Below are 24,856 nucleotides of genomic sequence, written 5' to 3'. Positions count from 1 at the left end.
TGCCATTTTTGCATCAAATCTAGGTGAAACCCGGATTCAATATTACGCTTTGCGTATCAGAATTACGCTTCTCGTTTACCAGCACCACACCCGGAGACCTTCATGCACAAACGCGCTTTCGCCGCCAGCCTGCTGGCCCTGTCCGCCCTGGCCGGCACGACCACCACCGCCTGGGCCGACGACGCCTATCCCAGCAAGCCGATCCGCTGGCTGGTGCCCTACGCGGCCGGCGGCGGCTCGGACTTCCTGGCCCGCACCATCGGCCAGGCGCTGTCGGTGCATGTGAAGCAGCCGGTGGTGGTGGACAACAAGCCCGGCGGCAACACCGCGATCGCCGCCGCCGAGACCGCGCGCGCCGCGGCCGACGGCTACACCGTGCTCTCGGCCGACAACGGCACGCTGATCTACAACCCGGTGCTGTACAAGACGCTGAGCTACAACCCGTCCAAGGACCTGGCGCCCGTCACGCTGATGGGGCGCTTTCCGATGATCCTGGTGGCCAACCCGAATGCCGGCTTCGCCGACGCCAAGGACTTCATCGCCAAGGCCAAGGCCAACAAGCAGGGGCTGAACTACGCCTCGGCCGGCGCCGGCAGCCCGCACCACCTGGCGATGGAGCTGCTGAAGGTGGAGGCCGGCCTCACGCTGGTGCACGCGCCCTACCGCGGCGCCGCCCCCGCGCTGGCCGACGTGGCCGGCGGCCAGGTGCCGGCGATGATGGTCGACCTCGCCGCGGGTGCGGGCTTCATCAAGGGCGGCAAGGTCAAGCCGCTGGCCGTGGCCAACGCCAAGCGCCTGCCGCAGCTGCCCGACGTGCCCACCTTCGCCGAGCTGGGCCTGGCCAAGGTCGAGGCCGCGGCCCTGGTCGGCATGGTGGCACCCGCCAAGACGCCGGCGCCGGTGATCGCCGCGCTGAACAAGCAGGTGGTGGCCGCCATCAACGAGCCCGCCGTCAAGCAGAAGCTCATCGACTTCGGCGTCGAGCCCGTGGGCAACACGCCCGAGCAGTTCCAGGCCCTGATCACCAGCGAAAGCACCCGCTGGCAGAAGCTCATCAAGGACCTGAACATCACGCTGGACTGACCATGACCATACCCACGGCCCTCCGCTGCCCCATAGACCACAGCCAGCTCACGCGGCCTTCGGGCCAGACCGGCCCCACCGGCTGCCCGGTGAGCCACGGCGCCGCCGCGTTCGATCCCTTCAGCGACGGCTACCAGCAGGACCCGCCCGAGTACGTGCGCTGGGCACGCGAGCAGGAGCCCGTGTTCTACAGCCCGCAGCTGGGCTACTGGGTGGTCACGCGCTTTGACGACATCAAGGCCATCTTCCGCGACAACCTCACCTTCAGCCCCTCGATCGCGCTGGAGAAGATCACGCCCACCGGCGACGAGGCCAATGCCGTGCTCGCCAGCTACGGCTTTGCGCTCAACCGCACCCTGGTCAACGAGGACGAGCCGGCCCACATGCCGCGCCGCCGCGCGCTGATGGAGCCGTTCACGCCCGAGCAGCTGGCGCACCACGAGCCCATGGTGCGCCAGCTGGCGCGCGAGTACGTGGACCGCTTCATCGACGACGGCCGCGCCGACCTGGTGGACCAGATGCTGTGGGAGGTGCCGCTCACCGTGGCCATGCATTTCCTGGGCGTGCCCGAGGACGACATGGACACGCTGCGCCAGTACAGCATCGCCCACACCGTCAACACCTGGGGCCGCCCCAGGCCCGAGGAGCAGGTGGCCGTGGCCCATGCCGTGGGCAACTTCTGGCAGTACGCGGGCCAGGTGCTCGAGAAGATGCGGGCCAACCCCGAGGCCGACGGCTGGATGCAGTACGGCATCCGCAAGCAGAAGGACCTGCCCGAAGTCGTCACCGACTCCTACCTGCACTCCATGATGATGGCCGGCATCGTCGCCGCCCACGAGACCACGGCCAATGCCACGGCCAACGCCGTCAAGCTGCTGCTGCAGCACCCCGAGGCCTGGCAGGCCATCTGCAAGGACCCGTCGCTGATCCCCGGCGCGGTGGAGGAATGCCTGCGCCACAACGGCTCGGTCGCCGCCTGGCGGCGCCTGGCCACCCGGGACGTGACGGTCGGCGGCCAGCCCATTCCCGCGGGCTCCAAGCTGCTCATCGTCACCTCGTCGGCCAACCACGACGAAGGGCATTTCGTCGATGCCGACTTCTTCGACATCGAGCGCGACAACGCCAGCGACCACCTGACCTTCGGCTACGGCTCGCACCAGTGCATGGGCAAGAACCTGGCGCGCATGGAGATGCAGATTTTCCTGGAGGAATTCACGCGCCGCCTGCCCCACATGCGGCTGGCCGAGCAAGCGTTCAGCTACGTGCCCAACACCTCGTTCCGCGGCCCCGAGCACCTGTGGGTGGAGTGGGACCCGGCGCACAACCCCGAGCGCAGCAACCCCGCCGTGCTGCAGCAGCGCCAGCCCGTGCGCATCGGCGAATCCTCGCACGGCCAGACCAGCCGCAGCATGCGGGTGGACGGCGTGGAAGCGATTGCCGAGGACGTGCTGCGCGTGCGCCTCACGGCCACCGACGGCCGCCAGCTGCCGCGCTGGACGCCAGGCTCGCACATCGACCTGCAGTGCGGCGACACAGGCATCTCGCGCCAGTACTCGCTGTGCGGCGATCCGCAGCAGGCCGGTGTCTACGAGATCGCCGTGCTGCGCGAGGAGCACAGCCGCGGCGGCTCGGCCTGGGTGCACAGCCAGCTGCAGCCCGGCATGCCGGTGCAGATGCGCGGCCCGCGCAACCACTTCCAGCTCGACGAAGGCGCGCAGCACCTGATCCTGGTGGCGGGCGGCATAGGCATCACGCCCATCGCCGCCATGGCCGCGCGCGCCAAGGCGCTGGGAATTTCGTATGAAATCCACTACAGCGCCAGGCAGCGCAAGCGCATGGCGCTATTGAATTCATTGCAAACCCAGCATGGCGATCATCTGCATGTGTATGCGGGCGAGGATGGCCAGCGCGCCGACTACGGCGCGCTGCTGGCCGCCGTGCGCCCCGGCGCGCAGATCTATGCCTGCGGCCCGCAGCGCATGCTCGACGGCCTGGAGCAGGCCAGCCGCCACTGGCCGGAAGACAGCCTGCGCGTGGAGCATTTCTCCACCACGCTGGGTGCGCTGGACCCGGCCAAGGAGCACGGCTTCGAGGTCGAGCTACGCGAATCGGGCATCACCCTGCAGGTGCGCAACGACCAGACCCTGCTCGACGCACTGCGCGGCGCCAACATCGACATCGAGAGCGACTGCCGCGAAGGCCTGTGCGGGTCGTGCGAGGTGCCGGTGCTCGAAGGCGACGTGGACCACCGCGACATGGTGCTCACCCGCCCCGAGCGCGCGGCCTGCACCAAGATGATGAGCTGCTGCTCGCGCGCCCGGGCGAGGGATGGAAAGATCGTGCTGGGGCTGTAGCCTGCGCGGCACAGGCACCGCGGCTGCCTAGAATCGCGGCCCATATGGGCTTGTTGCAAATACTGCTGATCTTCGTCTGGGCGCCCTCGGCGGCGCTCATCGCCTTTGTGGCCGTCTCCTGGCTGGGCCATGGCGCGCAAGCCGCCTGGAACGCCTTGTGCCGCACCCAGGCCGATGCGCACTCGACCTGGCCGCTGGCTATGGGCGGCGCGGCGGGCATGGCGGCCTTGGTGGGCGCGGTCATCACCTTTCCCGACCAGGCGGTCCTGCGCCATGCGCTTGACAAGCTGCTGGGCTATGGCTCGACCCGCATCGTGCTCACGCTGCGGCAGGACGATCCCGCCACGCGCGAGGCCCTGGTGGAGACGCTGCGCCCCTTCATGGAAATCGGCGGCCGCGAGATCCGCTACCGCGTCTCCACCCGGCATGGCAGCTACACCGAGACCGACGAGGTCCCCAGCCACTACCGCTTTGCCGACGGCCGCCTGGAGATCGCGGCCGGCGGCATCGTAGCCGGCGACCGGCTGGCCGTGCTGCAGCCCGGATTCGCGGCGCTGGCGCAGTTTCCCACCGTCGATGCGATTGCCGCCAGCGTGCCGGCCACCGTGCACCTCGGCAAGGAGCGGATCGCGGTGGACATGCTGCCCCGCACGGCGCAGCTCATCGACCCAGGCAGCCCCGCGGACGGGCTGGGCAGGCTGAGCCGCTCGGCCCCGGGCCGCTGCCACCTGGAAGTGCAGGCGCTGTTTTCCTCCGATGCCTTCCCGCTGCTGCTCCTGGGCGGCCATGCCAGCGGCGAGGTCGAGATCCAGCCCGGCCCCGGCACCGCGCTGCGCGACACGCGCTACCGGCTGGCCGGGCTGAGCCTGGTGCGCGGCGAGCGGGGCCGCATGGCCAAGGAGCTGGCCTCGGACCGCACCCGCATCCATGGCGTGCTGCGGCTGCTGCCGCCGGGCCTGGATCTGGCCGTCATGGACTGCGACACGGCCCTGGGGCGGCTGGCCGATCCGGCCCTGGCGGCCGCCGCCATGCTGTCGACCTTTCCGGCGCTGGCCGGGCGCATACGCGGCATAGCGGTCACGCCTTCGGCCTCGTTCTCGCCCTGGTACCAGCGCGGCTGGACCGCCGTGCCCTCCCAGTCGCGCGCCGAGGCCGGCACGCACCGCTGCGAACTCGAAAGCCACCGGAGCACCCGCGCGCTCGTCGCCGCGCTGGACGCCCATTGCATGGACAACGACCCTGACCGCGGCAATGCCGAGACCTGCGCGCCCGTGCGCGAGCGGCTGCGCTGGACCCGGTCCGAGCTGGGCCGCTGCATGGGCCCCCAGGCCGGCCCCTGATGCCTTCCCACCATCCGTACTGACAGAAAAGCACTTTGCATATGCGGTTATCCACATATGGAAAGCACGAAATAATCGTTCTATTCATATGCAGGCTCGCCTACAGTCGCGGCCATGCAGGAATTTGCGTTTGTTTTCGCGGGCTTTGGCGTGGGCCTGATCGTGGGCCTGACCGGCGTGGGCGGCGGCTCGCTGATGACGCCGGTGCTGATCTTCTTCTTCGGCGTGAAGCCCTATATGGCGGTGGGCACCGACCTGCTGTTCGCCGCCTTCACCAAGCTGGGCGGCACCGTCAGCCTGGCCCGCCAGCGCCTGGTGCCCTGGCCGGTGGTGGCGCAGCTGTGCGCCGGCAGCATCCCCGCCGCGCTGATCGCGCTCTGGGCCCTGCGGCACCTGGGGCCGGAGAGCGCCCGCGTGCAGCACCTGATGACCACCACGCTGGGCGTGGCCCTGCTGCTCACCGCGGCGGCCACGGCCTACAAGGTGCTGGTCTTCTCGCAGCCGCGCCGCCCCGAGCCGCAGGGCGCGGACGCCGCCGCGGCCTTCAAGGCCCGCCACTGGAGCCTGCCCGTGCTGCTGGGCGCGGTAATCGGCACCCTGGTCACCTTCACCTCGGTGGGCGCCGGCGCGATCGGCGTCTCGGTGCTGCTGCTGGTGTTTCCGCTGCTGCCGCTGCCGCGCATCATCGCGGCGGACATCGCCTATGCCGTGCCGCTGACCCTGGTGGCCGGCCTCGGCCATGCATCGCTCGGCTCGGTCGACTGGTCGCTGCTGGCGCAACTGCTGGCCGGCTCGCTGCCTGGCATCTGGATCGGTTCGCGCCTCGTGACCCGCGCGCCCGAGCGGCTGATCCGCTCGGCGCTGTCGGTGCTGCTGGCCTGGGCGGGCGCGAAGCTGGTGCTGGTCTGATCCCTCAGGCCGCCACGGCGGCTTCGGCGGTATCGGGCAGTTCCGCGCCATCCAGCGCTGCGTTCAGCTTGTCGTAGTCCAGCGCATTCTCCCAGCGCGAGACCACCACGGTGGCCACCGCGTTGCCGATGAAGTTGGTCAGCGAGCGGCATTCGGACATGAAGCGGTCCACGCCCAGGATCAGCGCCATGCCGGCGACCGGCACCTCGGGCACCACGGCCAGCGTGGCCGCCAGCGTGATGAAGCCCGCGCCCGTCACGCCGGCCGCACCCTTCGATGACAGCATCGCCACCAGCAGCAGCGCGATCTGGTGGCCCAGGGTCAGGTGCGTGTCGGTGGCCTGGGCGATGAACAGCGCCGCCAGCGTCATGTAGATGTTCGTGCCGTCCAGGTTGAACGAATAGCCGGTGGGCACGACCAGGCCCACCACCGACTTGCCGCAGCCGGCCTTCTCCATCTTCTCCATCAGCGAAGGCAGGGCCGACTCGGACGAGGACGTGCCCAGCACCAGCAGCAGCTCGGCCTTCAGGTAGCGGATCAGCTTGATGACCGAGAAGCCGCACAGCCGCGCCACCAGGCCCAGGATGACGACCACGAACAGGATGGAGGTGATGTAGAACGAGCCCACCAGCCAGGCCAGGTTGACCAGCGACCCCAGGCCGAACTTGCCGATGGTGAAGGCGATGGCACCGAAGGCGCCCAGCGGCGCGGCCTTCATCAGGATGCCGACCAGGCGGAACACGGGCACCGTCAGCGACTCGAGGAAGCGCAGCACCGGCTTGCCCACGTCGCCCGACAGGGCCAGCGAGATGCCGAACAGCACGGCCACGAACAGCACCTGCAGGATGTTGTCGCCCACGAAGGGGCTGAGCAGCGTCTTGGGGATGATGTCCATCGCAAAGCCGGTCAGCGTCAGCTCGTGCGACTTGGCCACGTACGACTTCACGGCCTCCTGGTCCAGGTCGGCCGGGTTGATGTGCATGCCCGCGCCGGGCTGCACCACATGGGCCACCACCATGCCGACGACCAGCGCCAGCGTGGAGAAGAACAGGAAGTAGGCCATGGCCTTGATGAACACCCGGCCCACGGTGCGCAGGTGCGTCATGCCGGCGATGCCGGTGACGATGGTCAGGAAGATCACCGGCGCGATGATCATCTTCACCAGCTTGATGAAGGCATCGCCCAGCGGCTTGAACTTGGCGGCCAGCTCGGGCTCGAAGTGGCCGAGCAGCGCGCCGACCACGATGGCGACGACGACCTGGAAATACAGCTGGCGGTAGAAAGGCAGCGGCGCGTGGCCGCTGGCTGCTTGGGGAATGGCTTGCATGGTGGGTCTCCGGAAGGCGGGAAAAGCGTCGCACCTGGGCGGTGCGCGGCTGGTTCCGGTTGTACTGCGCAGGCTTTCCGAAGCCGATAACCTATTGGTATTAGAAGGGGCGGTTTCCGTTGCGGAAAGCGCCCAAACCAAGGGAAACTCCTAGGGTCGCCCACCCCGTCCCATCCCCGCCATGGCCTCCCCGCGCCGCAGCCTGCTCTGGACCGCCCTGCTCATAGGAGCCGGCATGCTCGCCTGCCTGCTGCTGGCCCGCGAGGTGGTGCTGGAGCGCAGCCTGCGCGAGGAAAGCCAGAGCGTGCAGCGCCAGCTCACGCTCTACGCCCAGGCCCTGGGCCAGCGCATCGACCGCTACCGCACGCTGCCCGAGGTGCTGGCACTGGACACGGAGCTGCACGCCGCGCTGACCCGCACGCCGTCGGCGGCCCAGGTCGCCGCGCTCAATCGCAAGCTTGAGCAGGCCAACGGCGCCAGCCAGTCGTCCACGCTCACGCTGATCGACCGGCAGGGCAAGGCGCTGGCCGCCAGCAACTGGCGCGACGCGCACAGCAACGTGGGCGAGGACTACAGCTTCCGCCCCTATGTACAGCAGGCCCTGGCCACCGGCCACGGGCGCTTCTACGGCATCGGCATGACCACCGGCGAGCCGGGCTACTTCCTGTCGCGCGCCATCCTCGACGACGCCGGCCATGCCCTGGGGCTGATCGTCATCAAGATCGCGCTGCAGGAGCTGGAGAGCGAGTGGCAGCAGTCGCCCGACATCGTGCTCGCCTCGGACTCGCACGGCGTCGTCTTCCTGGCCAGCCGCGGCGCCTGGCGCTACCGCCTGCTCGCGCCGTTGTCGACCCACGACGCCAGGGAGCTGGAAGACACCCGCCAGTACGCCGACCAGCCGCTCATGCCGCTGCGCTACCGCCTGGACCGGCAGGCCGCCGACCGCGCGCCGCTGGCTCGCATCGACGAGCCCGCCCTGCCCGGCCGCGTGCTGTGGCAGAGCCTGACGCTGCCCGACACCGGCTGGCAGCTGCACCTGCTGCACGACACCCAGGCCAGCATCGCCGCCAGCCGCTGGGCCGCGCTGGCCGCGACCGGGCTGTGGCTGGCGCTGGCGCTGCTGGTGCTGTTCCTGCGCCAGCGCCGGCGCCTGGCCCAGCTGCGCCAGCGCAGCCGCGCCGAGCTGGAGGCCGTGCTGCGCCAGCACGCGCAGGAGCTGCGCACCGCGCAGGACGCCATCGTGCAGGCCGCCCGGCAGGCGGACACCGGCCTGTCGCGCAACCTGCAGCACCTGCCCCAGGGCGTGGTGGTGGTCGATGCCGGGCTGCGCCTGGTGGCGTGGAATTCGCGCTACGTGGAGCTGTTCCGCTTTCCGCCCGGCCTGATGCGCGTGGGCCAGCCCATCGAAGACCTGCTGCGCCACAACGCCCGGCGCGGCCTGCTCGGCCCGGACAGCAGCGATGCCGCCATAGCGCGGCGGCTGGAGCACCTGCGCCAGGGCACCCCGCACCTGCACGAAAGCTCCAAGAGCGACGGCACGGTGCTGGAGATCCGCGGCAACCCGCTGCCCGACGGCGGCTTCGTGACCAGCTATGCCGACATCACCAGCTACAAGAACGCCGCGCGCGACCTGCGCTCGCTGGCCGACGCGCTGGAGCGGCGCATCGCCGAGCGCACCCGCGACCTCGCCGAAGCCAAGCGCGAGGCCGAGGAGGCCAACCGCTACAAGACCCGCTTCGTGGCCGCCGCGGTGCACGACCTGCTGCAGCCGCTGAACGCGGCGCGCATGTTCGGCTCGCTGCTGCGCAGCCAGCTGCACGACGCAGCCGCACTGGGCGCGGCCAACAGCATCGAAGGCGCGCTGGCCGCGCAGGACGGCATCCTCCACAGCCTGCTCGACATCTCGCGCATGGAGTCCGGCCAACTCGAAGTGCATGTGCGCGACTTCGCGCTGGGGCCGGTGCTGCAGGTCATGCGCCACAACTTCGGCATCATCGCCGAGAGCCGGGGCCTGCAGCTGACGGTAATGGACTCGCGCTGCACGGTGCGCAGCGACGAGGCGCTGCTGCGGCGCATCCTGCAGAACCTGCTGTCCAACGCGCTGCGCTACACGCCCCGGGGCCGCGTGCTGGTCGGCTGCCGGCGCCAGGGCGAGCAGCTGCGCATCGAAGTGCACGACCAGGGCCCGGGCATTCCCGAGAGCCTGCAGCGCGAGATCTTCGAGGAGTTCCGCCGCCTCGACGAAGGCCACGGCGAGGACCGCGGCGCCGGCCTGGGCCTGGCCATCGTGGAGCGGCTGGGCCGGCTGCTGGGCCACGAGATCGGCCTGCGCTCGGAACTGGGCCGCGGCAGCGTCTTCTGGGTCTGCGTGCCGCTGGCCCCGGCCACGCCGCCGCTGGCGCCCAGCGCCCCGGCCGCCGCGCCGGAGCCCGAACCGGACGCACCGCTGCAAGGCGCGAGCGCCTGGTACATCGACGACGATGCGCCCAGCTGCACGGCCACCGCCGCCCTGCTGCGGCGCTGGGGCTGCGACGTGCCGCTGGCCGGCGGCCCGCAGGCGGCGCTGGACGCAGCCACGCCACAATCGGCGCCGCAGCTGGTGCTGCTCGACGTGCACATGGGCCCGTTCAACGGCCTGGCGCTGTACCCGCAGCTGTGCGAGCGCTGGCAGCAGTCGCCCCAGGTCATCCTGGTCACCGCCGAACACCACATCGCGCTGCGCCGCCAGGCCGCTGAAAAAGGCTGGGGCCTGCTGCTCAAGCCCGTGCGCCCCGCCGCGCTGCGCGCCCTGGCCAGCCAGATGCTGCTGCGCCGCGGCGACGGTGGTTGATATATCAATTTGATAGCTGCCAGCGCTTTCTGCATAAGCGCTGGAGGCCAAAAACACCCAAAACCGATGGCTAGGCCGTGTGCTCCGGCTCCAGGCTCTTGACCAGCACCGCCGCCTGGGTGCGGCTGTAGCATTCGAGCTTTTTCAGCACCGCCGTCACATGCACCTTGACGGTGTTCTCGGCCAGCCCCAGCTCGTGGGCGATCTGCTTGTTGAGCAGGCCATCGGCCAGGTACAGCAGCACGCGGAACTGCTGCGGCGTGAGCTGGGCCAGCCTCGCGGCCAGCGCCGCGTCGGCCTCGGAGCGCTCGGCCGCCATCGGCGGGAACCAGGTGTCGCCTGCCAGCACCGCCTCGATCGCCGCCACCATGTCCTCGGCCGGCGCCGACTTGGGGATGAAGCCCGCCGCGCCAAACTGCTGGGCCCGGCGAATCACCCGCGGGTGCTCGTTGGACGAGATCACCACCACCGGAATCCCGGGATACTCGCCGCGCACATGCAGCAGCGACGAGAAGCCGCGCGCGCCGGGCATGGCCAGGTCCAGCAGCACCAGCTCGACCTCGGGATGCTCCTCCAGCGCCTTGCCCAAGGTCGGGGCACTGGCCGCCTCCAGCGTGCGGAAGCTGGCGAAGCGCCCATGCAGCAGCTGGACCAGGGCCGAGCGGAACAGCGGGTGGTCGTCGGCGACCAGAAGCGTGGGGGCGGACATGCCCCGCAGTCTGCCACGATCGGGCGCCCGGCGGCGAAGCGGCGGCGGGGGTCTTTAGCGCGACGGGTCGGCGGCCGTGCCCAGCAGCGCATCGATGTCGATGGCCGCGGCCATCGCCCGGTAGCCCGCATCCCCGGGGTGCAGGTGGTCGCCGGAGTCCATGGCCGGCAGCATGCGCGAAGGATGGGCGGGGTCGCGCAGCACGGCGTCGAAGTCCACCACGGCATCGAAGGCGCCGCTTTCGCGGATCCAGCGGTTCACCTGCTGGCGCACCTGGTCCTTCTCCGGCGAGTAGTGGCCTTCCAGCGGCGTGCCTTGCAGCGCCCGCTCGGGCGGCGCAATGGTGCCGGCCATGATGCGCAGGTTGTGGGCGTGGGCCAGCGCGATGAGCTGGCGAAAGCCCTGGATCAGCTCCTCGGCCCGCACCGCGGGTTCGCCGGGTGCAAACGGGCCGCCCGGCCAGCCGATGTCGTTCGTCCCCAGCAGGACGACCATGGCCCGCACCCCGGGCTGGCTGAACACGTCGCGCCCCACCCGCTCCAGCCCCGCGCGGCCCATGCCGTCCCTCAGCAGCCGGCCGCCGGAAATGCCGGCGTTGAGCACGGCCACCTGGCGGTCCGCCAGCCGCTCGGCCAGGGCGTCCGGCCAGCGGGTATGGGCGCCTGGCGTCGATCCGTTGCCATCGGTCAACGAGTCGCCCAGGGCCACGACGGTGCGGGGTGCGCTTGGGGTTTCCACGATCAGTCCGCTGACGTAGACCCGGGTGCTCCATTGCGAGGCCTGCGCCGGCAGGTGCGGGGCTGCGGTCAGGTCGCCGTCGGCCACGTAGGCCGTCTGGCGCGCATCGAAATGGAAACCTGCCGGCTGGCTGGGGCGCGGCAGGTACAGGGAAACGGCGACTTCGCTGAGCGCGGGCAGCGCCAGCTCCACCGGGTCGCTGACGAGCCGGGCGCCGGGCGGCAGGGTCACTTCCGCCTTGCCGCCGAAGCGCAGCGCCTGGGCACTCTCCGCGACGATGGCCGAGCCCTGGGCATGCCGCGCGATGCTGGCCGCCCCCACGTGCAGCGGCGCTGTGCCGCCCTCGTTGCTGATCACCACCCGCACCTGCCGGCCGCCGATGCTCAGCCGTGCCACCTGGCGCACGGTCTGGCGGTTGAACTGGAAGGGAAGCCCCGCCGGCAGCACGAAATCACCGTTCCAGATGGGCTGCGTGCTTGCCATCCAGCTGGGGCTCCAGAAGGAAGGCTGCGCCGGCTCTGCGCTGGCCCACGCCGCGGCGCCGGCCACCGCCAGGGCGATGGCGCCCCGGCGAACGATGGAAGTGAGTGGGGTCGTATTCATGTCGGGCTCCTGAAAGCAAGTGAGGAAGGGCTTCAGTTTCTGTATTTCCAATTTGATTGGGTAGACGGCAGAATTGCATTCACAGCATTCCAAATCTGAATACCCCATGGACACCTTGCGCGCCCTTGAAGCCTTTGCCCACAGCGTCGAGCTGGGAAGCCTGTCGGCGGCCGCGCGCGCCCTGGGCACCACGCAGCCCACCATCAGCAAGCTGGTGATGCAACTGGAGCGGGAGTTGGGCGTGCGCCTGCTGCGCCGCAGTGCCACGGGCCTGAGCCCGACCGATGAGGGCCAGCGCTTCTACGAGCGCGCCAGGCGCCTGCGGGAGGACTACGACGAGGCGGTGGCCGATGTGCGCGCAGGCATCCAGCAGCCGCAAGGCCTGTTGCGTGTGAGCGCGCCGGTCACCATGGGCCAGCGGCACCTGAATGCCATGGCCATCGAGTTCCTGGGCCGGTACCCGGACATCCGGCTGGAACTGCTGCTGGACGACCGCTTCGTCGATCCGCTGGAAGAACGCATCGACGTCTCGCTGCGCCTGGGCGGAACGCTGCCGCAGAACCTGGTGGGCCGCCATCTGGCCACCTGGCCGCGCGTGCTCGTCGCATCGCCGGCCTATGCCGCCGCGCGCGGCCTGCCGGCCACGCCCGGGCAATTGCTCGAACACGATTACCTGAGCTACGCGGCCGGTGGCGACGGCCTGCTGCTCCAGGGGCCGGACGGCCTGGCGGCCGTGCCGACGCAAAGCCGCTACCGGGTGAACAACGCGGTCGCGCTGTTCGACAGCGTGCTCGATGGCGCGGGCATTTCGCTGCAGCCCACCTGGATGGTGGCCGAGTCACTGGCTCAGGGGCAGCTGGTGCGGGTGCTCCCCCACCACACCGGCCCGGCGCAACAAGCGCATCTGCTGTACGCGCCGCGCCGCCACCAGCCGCTGCGCGTGCGGGTGCTGGTGGACTTTTTGAGCGAACGGATCGCGCGGCTCCCTGGTGCCGAAGGATGAATGCGACACAGAAATGAAAAAAGCCCTGGGAATATCCTCAGGGCCTCTTCCATTCCGCACCGCCACCCAGGGCGGCCGCGGCACCGCGCAGGCGGGCGGTATTACTGCTGTGCCACGGCGAGATGGGCCTCGCGTGCTTCGTGGATGAAATTGATCAGCGATTCGAATGCGTGACGCATGGTGGCTTTCCTTGGCTAGGAGATGCACTGCAAGCGGTGGATGGCACGCATCTCGATGCACCATCATCACCGGGTTAACCTCTAAGTGTTAACCCTATATAAGTATAAACCACAATACGATCGCCTGCACGCCGGAATGTCATCAACGGTCATCCGCCTTTCAGAACCGGTGGCGAATGCCCACGCGCAGCGCCACCTGGCGGCCGCTGGTGGACGGCCCGCCCAGCACGGGCGCCACCTGCGCGGCAAAGGCGCTGTCGCGGCCGAAGGCGGCCACCGTATACACATCGGTGCGCTTGGACAGCAGATAGTCCAGCGAGGCGGTGAGCTGGCTCGCATGGCCCAGGCCGTTGTTGCGCCACTGGAACTGGTAGCCGCCGCCCAGCCGCAGGAGCGGCAGCAGGAGATGGCTCGCGCCCAGGTCGAGCGTGGTGGCGCGCGGGCCCACGGCATCGTGGATGCGGGCGTCCGACACCATGCCGAAGAGGCGGGTCGGCCCCAGCTCATAGGCCGCGCCGGCGGCGGCAATGCTCTTGCGGGCATCGTTCACCGCATTGCGCTGGCTGTAGTACGCCACGGATGCGCTGAACGGGCCGCTCGCGTAGTTGACGACCAGGTCCGCCGTGCTCTTCCTGGCGGGCGAACCCGCGATTTCGCCAAAGCCGTACTGCACGGCGGCGTTGAATCCCGCGACGGTGGGCGTGAGGTACTTCACCGAGTTCGACACCCGGGCGCCCCAGACGCGGTTGTCCAGCGCATAGCCGCCCGCGGCATAGGCCGGCAGGCTCCACGCGAGCAGGCCCGCCGGCGTGTTGGCGGCGATGGCATAGGCCGGAAAATACCAGCCCAGGAAGTCGTACTGGTGCCCCAGCGTCAGCTCGCCCCAGCGGCCCGACAGGCCCACGAAGGAACCCCGATTGAATCCGCCGCTGCCTGGTGTTGGGCCGCCGTTGGCCAGCATGAAACCGGACTCCAGCGTGAACAGGGCCTTGGTTCCGCCGCCGAGGTCCTCGCTCCCCCGGAAGCCTATGCGGTCGCCCTGGGAGCCGCCGCCCATGAACTGCACCGCGGCCCCATGTCCACCGCCCACGGTCGAATTGTTGGTGTAGGTGATGCCGGCATCGACATTGCCATACACCGTGACGGCGCTCTGCGCCCCGGCCACGCCGCACCCGGCCATGGCGGCGGCCACGGCAAATTTGCCCATCATCATGGAAGTCTCCTTTTCTGCTGTCCCTGCGGACTGGGTGGCCCTTTGAATCCGTTCTCGGGGCCGGTTTCAAGAACCAGTACTTGCTGCCGCTCCCGCCTGGCGCTGCACGGCGGGCGGCCACGGCCAAGCCGGGGCGTCGGATGGCCCCAGGGCATTGGCGATGGAATGTCGGCGAGGCCGACGGCGGTCGGCTACCGGGCGCCGGCCAACCCCGTCAGCGCCTGCAGCAGCGCCACGCGGGTCTGCGCCCACACGGCGCCCTTCCAGGTGTCGTTGTCGCTGTAGAAGGCATCGCGCACCTTTTGGCGGATCTGCTGCTGCAGCGGCGCCGGGGCCTCGGGGTGGCGGATGAGCCAGTGGGAGCCGCGCAGGCTGCCGATCATTTCCGCGAAAGGCCAGGTGCCGAACTCCATGGCCAGCAGCGCCTTCTCCGCCTGCGGGCACTCGTCGTACAGCGTGGAAGCCACCGGCCCGGAAACGACCGGCGATTCGGAATTGCCCTCGAATGGCGCGAAGACATCCGCCCCCCACCAAGCGCGGGCCCGGGCCAGGTCGGCCGCCTCGTTGCGGCCGGCGTAGATCTTCTCGCCATGGCCATTGGGGCCAAGGCCGGTGTGCACGTCGATCCAGCCGATGTGCGTGGCCTGGGCGGCATACCGACGCAGGAGGTGGCGCACCGTCCGGTTGTTCCAGGTGGGCTCGCGGCCACCGAAGAACATGCCGTCGGGCACGCTGTACTGGCCGCGGCCCAGCGTCGAGTGGTAGGCCGGCAGGCCGTGCTGCTCCACATAGTCCGCCAGCGCCTGCTCATCGGCGGGCGTGGGCGGCCAGGTGGCGGGAATGGCGAGCAGATCGAGGTCGAAGTAGCCGGCGTTGGACGGCAGGCCGGCACCGAAGTCGATGTGGTTGCGGTTCAGGTCGACGTTGTCCTGGTTGGTGCGCTGCAGGTACGAGAAGCCATAGGGGTTGACGGCATGGACCATCAGCAAGGCCAGGCCAGAGCGCTCCAGCCGCCCCATCAGGTCCGCATCGCGCAGGGCGGCCACCTGGCAGCCCGAGCCGCAGAAGCCCTCCGGTCCATGGGTGCCCGAGCTGAGGATCAGCACGCGCCCGGCCTCGCGCGCCCCCAGGCAGGCGACGTCCATCGCCAGCGTTTCGCCCTCGGCGCCGCGGTAGCCTGGCAGCTCGAAGGTCTCGATGGCCGCGCCGCGGCCTCGGGCGGCATCGAGGAATTTGCGGCGCGCCTCGGCGTAGGTGCCGGCGAAGTGGTGGCTGGTATGTTCCATGGCGGTGCTTTCAGATCGGGTTGGCGGCTGCGGATACCGGGGCCGGACGGCTGCTGGGCTGGTTGATGTCTTCGCCGGTGCGGTCCCGCAGGTGGCGCAGCCCCAGCAGCGAGACCAGCGCCACCGCTATCAGGTACCAAGAGGGCGCCTCCTTGTGGCCGCTGGCATTGACCAGCCAGGCGCTGATGAGCGGGGCAAAGCCGCCGAACACCGCGACGCCTATGCCGTAGACCAGCGACATGCCGCTGGCGCGCACGCGCTCGGGAAACATCTCTGGCAGGATGGTGATGGCGGGCACGGCCTGGACGGCCAGGATCATGGTCAGCCCGCCGACGATGGTGAACAGCACCGCCGGCGTGGGCGAGGCCTTGAGCCAGACGAAGGCCGGGTAGACCAGCAGGATCAGCGCGACGCGCGCCCAGACGATCAGCGGCTTGCGCCCGACCCGGTCCGTCCAGTGGCCCACGAGCGGCGCCAGCACGAAGATCAGCAGGCCCGTCAGCGTGGCGCCGGCCAAGGCCACCGCCGGCGACATGCCCAGCTCGCGGATGGCGTAGGTCGGCATGTAGAAGGTCACGACATAGGACCCGCCCGTGCCGCCCATGGTGATGACGATGGCGGTCAGCACCGCCCGGCCATGCTCGCGGCACACGATGGAGAAGGCGCTGCGCCGACGGGCCCGGGGCGCCGGCGCCATCGCTTCCTCGGACAGCGTTTCCTCCAGGTGCCGGCGCAGGTAGGCACCCACCGGGGCGATCACCAGGCCCAGCACGAACGGCACGCGCCAGCCCCAGCTCTCCATGGCCTGCGGCGTCAGCCAGTAGGACAGCGCGGCCACCACCAGGGCCGCCAGCATCACGCCCAGGCCCTGGCTGGCGAACTGCCAGCTCGCCATGTAGCCGCGGCCGGACGGCGTCGCGTGCTCAACCAGCAAGGTGGTCGAGGCGCCGAACTCGCCGCCGGTCGAGAAGCCCTGCAGCGAGCGCGCGACCACGATCAGGATGGGCGCCGCCACGCCGATCTGGGCATAGGTGGGCGCGGCCGCGATCATGGCGCAGCCCAGGGCCATCAGGAAGATGGTCAGCACCATGGCCTTCTTGCGGCCGGCGCGGTCGGCATAGGCCCCGATCACGATGCCGCCCAGCGGGCGCATGACGAAGCCGACGCCAAAGGTGCCCACCGCCAGCAGCAGCTGGCCATAGGCGTCGAAGGCGGGGAAGAACAGCTTGCCGATGGTCAGGGCCAGAAAGCCGTAGACGGTGAAGTCGAAATACTCGAGCGCATTGCCAAGCGTGGTGGCAACGATGGTCTGGCGCCGGCGCGCGGCGCCTTGGGATAGGGTGGACATGGTGGTTCGTGTCTCCAATGGGTACGTGGTTTTTCGCCAATGGTAGGAAGGCAGATGTAAACTGAAAAGACAAAAATTTGTTTTTCACGTTGCCATCTGGTTAACACAAACCACCACCTACGCGAGCCCATCGATGAAGCCGAACCAGCTGAAAGCCTTCGTGGCGGTATCCACGCACCTGAGCATCCGCGGCGCCGCGCAGGCGCTAGGGGTCTCTCCGCCGGCGGTGACGAAGATCATGCGCGAGCTGGAGCTGGAGCTGGGCGCGCCGCTGATCGAGCGCAGCGTCAAGGGCGTGGAGCTGACCGAGTGCGGCACCGCGCTGGTGCCGCGCGCCCGGCTGCTGCTCGACGACATGCGGCGCACGCGCGAGGAGATTGCGCAGATCCGCGATGGCACGACCGGGCAGCTGCGCATCGCCATCAGCGCGGCCTTCGCGCAGACGCTGCTGGTGCCGGCCTTCCGCGCGCTGCGCACACGGCGGCCGGGGGTGGCGGTGCACCTCAGCGAATCCGGCCTGTCGGGCATGCTCGCGCGGCTGCGCGAGGCGCAGCTCGACTTCGCGATCACGCACATCGATCCCGAGGTGCTCGATGGCGAATTCGAATGCCTGCCGCTGTTTCCCGTGCGGCTGGTGGTGGTGGCGCGCAGCCGCCACCCGCTGCGCAAGTGCCGCCATGTCCGCGACCTGCTGCAGGCCGAATGGGCGCTGCCGGGCGACGGCAGCGCGCAGTGGGCCGCCTCGGTCAAGCTGTTTTCCTCGCTGGGCCTGCCCATGCCAGCCCGGGTGGTCCACGGGGACTCGGTCACGGCCGCGCTGGCCCTGATCTCGCAGATGGACCTGCTGGGCTTCTTTGCCGAGACGCTGGCGAACCAGGTCGCCAAGACCTACGGCATCCGCGCGCTGGAGCTGGACGACACGCTGCCGACGCTGCAGGTCTGCGTGATCCACCGCCGCGGCAGCGCGCTGACACCGGCGGCGCTGGACTTCATACGCTGCGTCCAGGACCTGGCCTGAACCGCGCGCCTCAGCTCGGCTGCACGCCCGCCGCCTGCAGCAGCCGGCCCCAGACCGGGCCTTCGTGCGCCCAGGCCTGGGCAAAGCGCGCGGGCGTGTCGTCGTCCATGGGCACGAAGCCCGCGGCGATGATGCGCGCCGTGCCCTCGCGGCTGGCCACCGCGCGGTTGGCAACCTCGCCCCACTGCTTGGCCACGCCGGCCGGCAGGCCCTTGGGCGCGGCCATGGCCAGCCAGCCCACCAGTTCGAGCGCCTCCTTGCGCAGGCCGGCCTCGGCAAAGGTCGGCACCTCGGGCAGCAGCGGCACGCGGCGCGGGCCGGTCACGGCCAGCGCGCGCAGCTTGCCGCTGTCGATGTGGGGCTTGAGCGTGATCATGCTGCCCATGCCGATCTTGACCTGGCCGCCCAGCATGTCCTGCACCATCGGCGCCTCGCCGCGGTAGGCCGCGTGCGACATGTCGGCGCCGGCCACCTCGCTGAGCGTGGCGCAGGCCAGTTGGCCGTGCGAGCCGATGCCATACGAGCCGTACGAAAGCTTGCCGGGGTTGGCCTTGATCCAGGCCATGAACTCCTGCAGGTTGGCCGCCGGCACGTCGGCCGTCACCACCAGCGCGATGGGCGCCGTGCACACGCGCACCAGCGGCAGCAGCTCGGTCTGCGGGTCGTAGGAGGTCTTCTTGTACAGGTACTTGTTGGTGAGCATCGACGAGGTCGTGCCCAGCAGCACGGTCAGGCCGTCGGGCGCGGACTTGACCACCGTCTCGCCGGCGATCAGGCCGGCCGCGCCCGGCTTGTTGTCCACCACCACCGGCTGGCCCAGGCTGGCGCCCATGCGCTCGCCCAGCGCGCGGGCAATCACATCGGTGGCGCCGCCGGCCGCGAACGGCACCACCACCCGCACCGGGCGGGTGGCGAAGCTGGCGGGGGCCTGGGCCCATGCGCCCAGGGGCACTGCTGCGGCACCCATCGTCAGGGCCAGCAGCTCGCGCCGGCTCCAGGTCTTCTCGCTCAGGGTCATCGCTTGTCTCCTTGTCATGGTGAGGGGGTCTGGTTCGCCCCCATGGTCAGCGTGAGCAGGCCCCCGGCCTTGCGGATCAGTCCATCGAGATCTTGGCCGCCTCGACGATACCCTTCCAGTGCGCGGCATCCTTGTCCAGCACGGCCTTGAACTCGGCTGGCTGCGAGCCCACCGGGATCAGGCCCATGTCGAGCAGGCGCTTGTTCATCTCGGGCGTCTTGACGATGGCCGCGGCCTCGGCGCCGAACTTGTCCACGATGGCCTGGGGCGTGCTCGCGGGCAGGAACAGGCCGAACCAGCCGTTGGCTTCGAAGCCCTTGTAGCCGACCTCGCCCATGGTGGGCACGTTCGGCAGGCTGGGGTGGCGCTGCGTGCCGGTGATGGCCAGGATGGTCAGCTTGTCGGACTTGATGTGCGGGTAGGCCGCCGTCGCATCCACCAGCGCCGAGGCCACCTGCCCGCCCAGCAGCGCGGCCATCTCCGGCCCCGAGCCCTGGTAGGGCACATGCACCATCTCGATGCCGGCCTTCATCTTGAACTGCTCGCCGTTCAGGTGCGACGAGGTGGCGTTGCCGTAGCTGCCGTAGTTGAACTTCTTCGGATCGGCCTTGGCCTGCGCGACGAAGTCCTGCAGTGTCTTGATGCCCGAGCTGCTCGGCACCATGAACAGGTCGGCCGACTTGGCAACCTGCGACACCGGCGTCAGGTCGCTCAGCTTGTACGGCACCTTCTTGTATAGCGACGGGATCTGCACCACCGTGGTGATGCCCATCAGCACCGTGTAGCCGTCGCCGGGGGCCTTGGCCACCGTGTCGTTGCCCAGGATGCCGCTGGCGCCGGGCTTGTTCTCCACCACCACCGGCTGGCCCCAGCGGTTGGTGAGCTGCGTGCCGATCAGGCGCGCGATGGTGTCGGTGCCGCCGCCCGCCGGATACGGAACGATGATGCGGATGGGCTTGCTCGGGTAGTTGTCCGCGGCCTGCGCGCCGCCGATGCCGCAGACGGCCGCCGCCAGCGCGATGAGGGGCAGCATGCGGCCGAATACGGCCTTGCGTCGGGTCAGTTGCATGGTGTGGTCTCCTTCGGTGCGCCCGCTCACAGGGTGCGGGCGATGATTTCCTTCATGATCTCGTCGCTGCCGCCATAGATGCGGCCGATGCGCGCATCGGTCCAGGCGCGGCCCACCTGGTATTCGGTCATGTAGCCGTAGCCGCCGTGCAGCTGCAGGAACTCATCCAGCAGTCGGTTCTGCAGCGCCGTGGCATTGAGCTTGACCATCGCCGCGCGCTCGGGCGAGAGCTTGCGCTCCAGGTGCAGCGCGATGCAGTCGTCGACGAAGACGCGCAGCATCGTCGCCTGGGCCTTGGCCTCGGCCAGCTTGAAGCGCGTGTTCTGGAACTCGAACACCGCCTGGCCGAAGGCCTTGCGCTCGCGGGTGTAGTCGATGGTCTTCTGCAGGAAGGCCTCGATGGACATGGCCGCGCGCACCGCCACCACCAGGCGCTCCTGCGCCAGCTCGTGCATCAGGTACTTGAAGCCCTGGTTCTCCTCGCCCAGCAGGTTGTCCACCGGCACGCGCACGTTGTCGAAGAACAGCTCTGAGGTGTCCTGCGCCATCAGGCCGATCTTCTCGAGCTTGCGGCCCTTGCTGAAGCCGGGCGTGCCGTCCTCGACGACGATCAGCGACACGCCCTTGGCGCCCAGCTCCGGCGCGGTCTTGCAGACCACGATGACGATCTCGGAGTTGATGCCGTTGGTGATGAAGGTCTTGGCGCCGTTGATGACGTAGTGGTCGCCATCACGCTTGGCGGAGGTGCGCACCGATTTCAGGTCGCTGCCCGCGCCGGGCTCGGTCATGGCGATGGCGCCGATCAGCTCGCCCGCCGCCATCTTCGGCAGCCAGCGGTCCTTCTGCGCCTTGCTGCCGTAGGCATTGATGTAGGGCGCGACGATGTCCGAGTGCAGCGGAAAGCCCAGGCCGCTGGCGCCGGTGCGCGCCACTTCCTCGATCAGCACCGCGGCATGGCCGAAGTCGCCGCCGCCGCCATAGGGCTCGGGCAGCATGGTGTTGAGCAGGCCTTCGCGGCCGGCCTTGCGCCACACCTCCTTGGGCACGATGCCCTGGCGCTCCCACTCGGCGTGGAAGGGCACGACCTCCTTCTCGAAGAAGCGGCGTACCTGCTCGCGGAATTGTTCGTGGTCTTCGCGGTAGACGGTGCGTTGGATCAGGTCTTGCATGGTTGATTCCGTTTCGTTAGCTATTCAAGGTACTCGTGACGAATTTGCTTTTAGAGGCCGGGGTTTCGCCCCGGCGGGCGACCTACTTTCTTGTTCGCACAAGAAAGTAGGCAAAGAAAGCGCCCCGACTGTCTGCGACCCCGCTGCTCAGCAGCGGGGCAACCTGCGGCGTGACGTTTGCGGGGTGCGCCGTGGAACTCACTGCGCGCCAAGGCGCTCCGTTCGAACATCCCCGGCGAGTCAGACCACGAAGCATGCGCGCTCCGACGCGCATGCCCACCCCGCAAACGCCACGCCACAGGCGCAGGCAGAAGGGGTGGGTAAACCATTCGGGCCGTCGCTGCGCTCGGCTCCCATAAAAGGCCGAGCAACGCGACGGCCCGCGTGGCGGTTTGGGTTCCCTTCTGTCCGTGCCGAGAAGCACAGGGCGCGGGGCCGCATGCGCGTCGGAGCGCGCATGCTTCGTGAACTGACTTGCTGCGGTTGTTTGAGCGGAGCGCCCTTGGGCGCGGAGTCGAGTTCCGCAGCAGGCCCCGTGCCCGAGCATCACAGGTTGCCCCAGCGCCTGCGGCGCTGGGGTCACGGACAGCAGGGTCACCTTTTCTTTGCCTACTTTCTTTTGGTGAAGCAAAAGAAAGTAGGTCGGCTGCCGGGACGACATCCCGGCCTCCGCCCTTAAACACTGGGAGCAAGCTCATAAAACTTGTTCGCCTACCGCAACGCAAACCCAGCCTCCGGCTCCGCCCGATAACGCTCCTTGAGCACCCGCCGCAGCAGCTTGCCCGTTTCGAGCTTGGGCAGGCTGTCGACGAAGACCATGCGCTGCGGGCGCTTGATCTTGCCCAGCACCTCGGCGGCCGTGGCCGCGATGGCCTGCGCCGTCTCCGGCGTGGCGGGCGTGCCTCGCTGCAGCACCACCGCCGCGATCGGCTGCTCGCCGAAATCGGCATGCGGCACGCCGACCACCGCCACGTCGTACACGGCAGGGTGGCGCGACAGCGCGTTCTCGATCTCCTGCGGGTAGAGGTTCACGCCGCCCGACAGGATCAGGTCCGCGCGGCGGTCGCTCAGGAAGAGGTAGCCGTCTGCGTCCACATGGCCGATGTCGCCATAGGTGGCCCAGCCCTGGTCGTTGATGGCCTGGCGCGTCTTGGCCTCGTCGTTCAGGTAGCTGAACTGGCCGCCGCCCGAGAAATACACCTGGCCGATCTCGCCGGGCGCCAGCTCCTGGCCGTCGTCGCCCATGATGCGGATCTGGCCCGAGATCGCGCGGCCCACCGAGCCGGGGCGCTCGCGCCACTCCGGCGAGGTGATCATCGTCGTGCCGCAGCCTTCCGAGCCGGCGTAGTACTCCAGCAGGATGTCGCCCCACCAGTCGAGCATGGCCTGCTTGAGCGGCACCGGGCATGGCGCTGCCGCATGGATGGCGACGCGGTGGCTGGACAGGTCGTGGCGCTGCTTCACTTCGGGCGGCAGCTGCAGCAGGCGGCTGAGCATGGTCGGCACCCACTGGGTGTGCGTCACGCGGTAGCGCTCGATCAGCGCCAGCGCCTGCTCGGCGTCGAAGCGGCCCATGATGACGGCCTGCCCGCCCAGGTCGAGCGCGCGCAGCGTGTAGCGCAGCGGCGCCGCGTGGTACAGCGGCGCGGGCGACAGGTAGACGGTGCGCTCGTCCATGTGCATGTGGTGCGCCGTGACCAGCACCTCGGGGTCGAGCCTGTTGCGGTAGTCGCTCGGCCACATGGGCTTGCGCACGCCCTTGGGCCGCCCGGTGGTGCCCGACGAATACAGCAGGTCGCGCCCCACGGGCCGGCCGCCGAAGTCGACCGCCGCGCCGGCCTGCGCCTGCACCGCGGCGTGGAAGGACGGCGCGCCGGGCGCGGCCTCGTCCACCGTGAAGCGCGGCAGGCCCGGCAGCCCGTCGAGCTGCGCCAGCGTCTTGGCCGAAGCCACCACCAGGCGCGCGCCGCTGTCCTGCACGATGTAGGCCACCTCGGCCGGCGTCAGGTGGGTGCTGAGCACCGCCGCGTACACCCCGGCCAGCTTGGCGGCGAACACGATCTCCAGGATCTCGATGCGGTTCTCCAGCAGCACCGCAAAGGTGTCGCCGCTCTGCAGGCCCTGGGCCGCCAGCCACTGCGCCGCCTGCCCGGCACGGCCGGCCACCTCGCCGGCCGTGTACTGCCGGCCGCTGTCGGCCATGGTCAGCACCACGCGTTCGGGAGCCGCTGCCGCGCGGCCGAAAAAATCTTGCGTACCCGTCACCGTCACTCCTGGCGTTTCAAAATTACGAGATCAATGTCTCAAAATAAATTTTCACGACTGGATTTTTTCAGACATATCGGGCAAAAATCAGCGGGCAAACACGGTGTTAAACACATACGAACAGAGGAAACTCAAATTTAATGGATCATCCGTCTCATAAAACACATGGAGCAACCTCATGAACCATCCCGTGATCGTCGACGCCATCCGCAGCCCCATGGCCAGGGCCAAATCCGACGGCGCCCTCGCCCAGGTCCATCCGGTGGATCTGCTCTCGCAGGTGCTAGAGCAGCTGATCGCCCGCAACAAGCTTGACCCCGGCACCGTGGACGACGTGATCTGCGGCTGCGTCAGCCAGGTGAGCGAGCAGTCGGGCACGCCCGGCCGCCTGGCCTGGCTGGCCGCCGGCCTGCCCACGCACGTGCCCTCCACCACCATCGACCGCAAGTGCGGCTCCAGCCAGCAGGCCGTGCACTTCGCGGCCCAGGCCATCATGGCGGGCACGCAGGACATCGTGATCGCCTGCGGCGTCGAGTCGATGAGCCGCGTGCCCATGGGCACCTCGCGCATGGGCCACAACACCACCGGCGCGCGCTTCGATGCGCGCTACGCGCCCGGCCTGGTCGGCCAGGGCGTCTCGGCCGACCTGGTGGCCGCCAAGTGGGGCCTGTCGCGCACCGAACTCGACACCTACGCCGCCCGCTCGCACCAGCGCGCCCATGCCGCGCAGTCGGCCGGCCGCTTCGAGCGCGAGATCGTCGGCATCGATACGCCGAACGGCCGCGTCACCGCCGACGAAACCATCCGCGCCAGCACCACGGTCGAGAAGCTCGCCGGCCTCAAGGCCGTGTTCCAGAACGACGAGCTGTCGGCGCGCTTCCCGCAGATCGGCTGGAGCACCACGGCCGGCAACGCCTCGCAGATGACCGACGGCGCCAGCGCCATGCTCATCATGAGCGAGCAGCGCGCCCAGCAACTGGGCCTGCGCCCGCGCGCCCGCTTCGTGGCCTTCGACGTCTGCGGCGACGACCCGCTGTACATGCTGACCGCGCCCATCCCCGCATCGCAGCGCGCGCTGGCCAAGGCCGGCATGAAGCTCGACGACATCGCCCACTACGAGATCAACGAGGCCTTTGCCTCGGTGCCCATGGCCTGGCAGAAGGAGCTGGGCGCCGACGGCGAGCGCCTGAACCCGCGCGGCGGCGCGATTGCGCTGGGTCACCCGCTGGGCGCCTCGGGCATCCGCCTGATGACCACCATGCTGCACGCGCTGGAAGACAGCGGCGAGCGCTACGGCCTGCAGTCGATGTGCGAGGCCGGCGGCATGGCCAATGCCACCATCATCGAAGTGCTGCGCTGAGCGCGGCCTGCCACACCATTCAAAAACCATAGCTG

The 24,856-nt window shown here is 69.4% G+C and carries 18 protein-coding genes; 8 read left to right on the top strand and 10 right to left on the bottom strand.

Annotated elements, in window-relative coordinates; genetic code table 11:
• Window positions 1-102: 102 nt before the first annotated feature.
• From ACYVKR_RS04920 to ACYVKR_RS04905, 4 genes are all read left to right on the top strand, one after another.
• Window positions 103-1,083 (top strand): Bug family tripartite tricarboxylate transporter substrate binding protein, encoded by a 981-nt coding sequence (locus ACYVKR_RS04920; RefSeq protein ID WP_460479685.1) that lies wholly within the window; start codon window positions 103-105, stop codon window positions 1,081-1,083.
• 2 nt (window positions 1,084-1,085) lie between these two features.
• Window positions 1,086-3,437: a cytochrome P450/oxidoreductase gene (locus tag ACYVKR_RS04915; RefSeq protein WP_460479684.1), complete on the top strand. Its 2,352-nt coding sequence runs from the start codon at window positions 1,086-1,088 to the stop codon at window positions 3,435-3,437.
• Window positions 3,438-3,481: 44 nt separating this feature from the next.
• Complete coding sequence (locus ACYVKR_RS04910) at window positions 3,482-4,777, top strand: hypothetical protein (protein WP_460479683.1); 1,296 nt, start codon at window positions 3,482-3,484, stop codon at window positions 4,775-4,777.
• Between the two features lie 114 nt (window positions 4,778-4,891).
• Complete coding sequence (locus ACYVKR_RS04905) at window positions 4,892-5,686, top strand: sulfite exporter TauE/SafE family protein (protein ID WP_460479682.1); 795 nt, start codon at window positions 4,892-4,894, stop codon at window positions 5,684-5,686.
• 4 nt (window positions 5,687-5,690) lie between these two features.
• Here the strand turns inward: ACYVKR_RS04905 and ACYVKR_RS04900 are convergent, their stop codons facing one another.
• Complete coding sequence (locus ACYVKR_RS04900) at window positions 5,691-7,013, bottom strand: dicarboxylate/amino acid:cation symporter (protein ID WP_460479681.1); 1,323 nt, start codon at window positions 7,011-7,013, stop codon at window positions 5,691-5,693.
• A gap of 181 nt (window positions 7,014-7,194) precedes the next feature.
• Here ACYVKR_RS04900 and ACYVKR_RS04895 point away from each other — a divergent pair, with 181 nt between their 5' ends.
• The gene (locus tag ACYVKR_RS04895; protein WP_460479680.1) at window positions 7,195-9,843 is read left to right on the top strand and encodes a PAS-domain containing protein; all 2,649 of its coding nucleotides are present in this window, start codon (window positions 7,195-7,197) and stop codon (window positions 9,841-9,843) included.
• A gap of 70 nt (window positions 9,844-9,913) precedes the next feature.
• Here ACYVKR_RS04895 and ACYVKR_RS04890 read toward each other — a convergent pair whose 3' ends face one another.
• The gene (locus tag ACYVKR_RS04890) at window positions 9,914-10,552 is read right to left on the bottom strand and encodes a transcriptional regulator (RefSeq protein ID WP_460479679.1); all 639 of its coding nucleotides are present in this window, start codon (window positions 10,550-10,552) and stop codon (window positions 9,914-9,916) included.
• A 54-nt stretch (window positions 10,553-10,606) separates the two neighbouring features.
• Window positions 10,607-11,893, bottom strand: coding sequence for an SGNH/GDSL hydrolase family protein (locus tag ACYVKR_RS04885; RefSeq protein ID WP_460479678.1), 1,287 nt, complete (start codon window positions 11,891-11,893; stop codon window positions 10,607-10,609).
• Window positions 11,894-11,999: 106 nt separating this feature from the next.
• Here ACYVKR_RS04885 and ACYVKR_RS04880 point away from each other — a divergent pair, with 106 nt between their 5' ends.
• The gene (locus ACYVKR_RS04880; protein ID WP_460479677.1) at window positions 12,000-12,896 is read left to right on the top strand and encodes a LysR family transcriptional regulator; all 897 of its coding nucleotides are present in this window, start codon (window positions 12,000-12,002) and stop codon (window positions 12,894-12,896) included.
• 339 nt (window positions 12,897-13,235) lie between these two features.
• Here the strand turns inward: ACYVKR_RS04880 and ACYVKR_RS04875 are convergent, their stop codons facing one another.
• From ACYVKR_RS04875 to ACYVKR_RS04865, 3 genes are all read right to left on the bottom strand, one after another.
• A complete protein-coding gene (locus ACYVKR_RS04875; protein WP_460479676.1) occupies window positions 13,236-14,288 on the bottom strand; it encodes a porin in 1,053 nt (350 codons plus the stop codon).
• Between the two features lie 191 nt (window positions 14,289-14,479).
• Complete coding sequence (locus ACYVKR_RS04870) at window positions 14,480-15,574, bottom strand: M14 family metallopeptidase (protein ID WP_460479675.1); 1,095 nt, start codon at window positions 15,572-15,574, stop codon at window positions 14,480-14,482.
• Between the two features lie 10 nt (window positions 15,575-15,584).
• On the bottom strand, window positions 15,585-16,922 hold the full coding sequence (locus tag ACYVKR_RS04865) for an MFS transporter (RefSeq protein ID WP_460479674.1): 1,338 nt from the start codon (window positions 16,920-16,922) through the stop codon (window positions 15,585-15,587).
• Between the two features lie 133 nt (window positions 16,923-17,055).
• On the opposite strand from ACYVKR_RS04865, the gene ACYVKR_RS04860 reads away from it, so the two are divergent.
• Window positions 17,056-17,940: a LysR family transcriptional regulator gene (locus ACYVKR_RS04860; RefSeq protein ID WP_460479673.1), complete on the top strand. Its 885-nt coding sequence runs from the start codon at window positions 17,056-17,058 to the stop codon at window positions 17,938-17,940.
• Window positions 17,941-17,950: 10 nt separating this feature from the next.
• Here ACYVKR_RS04860 and ACYVKR_RS04855 read toward each other — a convergent pair whose 3' ends face one another.
• The 4 genes from ACYVKR_RS04855 to ACYVKR_RS04840 all read right to left on the bottom strand — a co-directional run bounded on the left by ACYVKR_RS04855 (window position 17,951) and on the right by ACYVKR_RS04840 (window position 23,461).
• Entirely contained in the window at window positions 17,951-18,958 is a 1,008-nt protein-coding gene (locus tag ACYVKR_RS04855; protein WP_460479672.1) for a Bug family tripartite tricarboxylate transporter substrate binding protein, read from the bottom strand.
• 76 nt (window positions 18,959-19,034) lie between these two features.
• The gene (locus ACYVKR_RS04850) at window positions 19,035-20,027 is read right to left on the bottom strand and encodes a Bug family tripartite tricarboxylate transporter substrate binding protein (protein WP_460479671.1); all 993 of its coding nucleotides are present in this window, start codon (window positions 20,025-20,027) and stop codon (window positions 19,035-19,037) included.
• 26 nt (window positions 20,028-20,053) lie between these two features.
• Window positions 20,054-21,196, bottom strand: coding sequence for an acyl-CoA dehydrogenase family protein (locus ACYVKR_RS04845; protein ID WP_460479670.1), 1,143 nt, complete (start codon window positions 21,194-21,196; stop codon window positions 20,054-20,056).
• Window positions 21,197-21,907: 711 nt separating this feature from the next.
• Window positions 21,908-23,461: an AMP-binding protein gene (locus tag ACYVKR_RS04840; RefSeq protein ID WP_460479669.1), complete on the bottom strand. Its 1,554-nt coding sequence runs from the start codon at window positions 23,459-23,461 to the stop codon at window positions 21,908-21,910.
• A 178-nt stretch (window positions 23,462-23,639) separates the two neighbouring features.
• On the opposite strand from ACYVKR_RS04840, the gene ACYVKR_RS04835 reads away from it, so the two are divergent.
• A complete protein-coding gene (locus tag ACYVKR_RS04835; RefSeq protein ID WP_460479668.1) occupies window positions 23,640-24,821 on the top strand; it encodes a thiolase family protein in 1,182 nt (393 codons plus the stop codon).
• The last annotated feature ends 35 nt before the right edge of the window (window positions 24,822-24,856 follow it).

The sequence above is a fragment of the Comamonas humi genome, assembly GCF_054782535.1.
Note: the sequence above shows the minus strand (reverse complement) of the source record. Positions and strands in the feature narration are given on the sequence as shown.

Coding starts and splice junctions, on each gene's coding strand:
- ACYVKR_RS04920 (WP_460479685.1), top strand. CDS start 103: ATGCACAAACGCGCTTTCGCCGCCAGCCTGCTGGCCCTGTCCGCCCTG.
- ACYVKR_RS04915 (WP_460479684.1), top strand. CDS start 1,086: ATGACCATACCCACGGCCCTCCGCTGCCCCATAGACCACAGCCAGCTC.
- ACYVKR_RS04910 (WP_460479683.1), top strand. CDS start 3,482: ATGGGCTTGTTGCAAATACTGCTGATCTTCGTCTGGGCGCCCTCGGCG.
- ACYVKR_RS04905 (WP_460479682.1), top strand. CDS start 4,892: ATGCAGGAATTTGCGTTTGTTTTCGCGGGCTTTGGCGTGGGCCTGATC.
- ACYVKR_RS04900 (WP_460479681.1), bottom strand. CDS start 7,013: ATGCAAGCCATTCCCCAAGCAGCCAGCGGCCACGCGCCGCTGCCTTTC.
- ACYVKR_RS04895 (WP_460479680.1), top strand. CDS start 7,195: ATGGCCTCCCCGCGCCGCAGCCTGCTCTGGACCGCCCTGCTCATAGGA.
- ACYVKR_RS04890 (WP_460479679.1), bottom strand. CDS start 10,552: ATGTCCGCCCCCACGCTTCTGGTCGCCGACGACCACCCGCTGTTCCGC.
- ACYVKR_RS04885 (WP_460479678.1), bottom strand. CDS start 11,893: ATGAATACGACCCCACTCACTTCCATCGTTCGCCGGGGCGCCATCGCC.
- ACYVKR_RS04880 (WP_460479677.1), top strand. CDS start 12,000: ATGGACACCTTGCGCGCCCTTGAAGCCTTTGCCCACAGCGTCGAGCTG.
- ACYVKR_RS04875 (WP_460479676.1), bottom strand. CDS start 14,288: ATGATGATGGGCAAATTTGCCGTGGCCGCCGCCATGGCCGGGTGCGGC.
- ACYVKR_RS04870 (WP_460479675.1), bottom strand. CDS start 15,574: ATGGAACATACCAGCCACCACTTCGCCGGCACCTACGCCGAGGCGCGC.
- ACYVKR_RS04865 (WP_460479674.1), bottom strand. CDS start 16,922: ATGTCCACCCTATCCCAAGGCGCCGCGCGCCGGCGCCAGACCATCGTT.
- ACYVKR_RS04860 (WP_460479673.1), top strand. CDS start 17,056: ATGAAGCCGAACCAGCTGAAAGCCTTCGTGGCGGTATCCACGCACCTG.
- ACYVKR_RS04855 (WP_460479672.1), bottom strand. CDS start 18,958: ATGACCCTGAGCGAGAAGACCTGGAGCCGGCGCGAGCTGCTGGCCCTG.
- ACYVKR_RS04850 (WP_460479671.1), bottom strand. CDS start 20,027: ATGCAACTGACCCGACGCAAGGCCGTATTCGGCCGCATGCTGCCCCTC.
- ACYVKR_RS04845 (WP_460479670.1), bottom strand. CDS start 21,196: ATGCAAGACCTGATCCAACGCACCGTCTACCGCGAAGACCACGAACAA.
- ACYVKR_RS04835 (WP_460479668.1), top strand. CDS start 23,640: ATGAACCATCCCGTGATCGTCGACGCCATCCGCAGCCCCATGGCCAGG.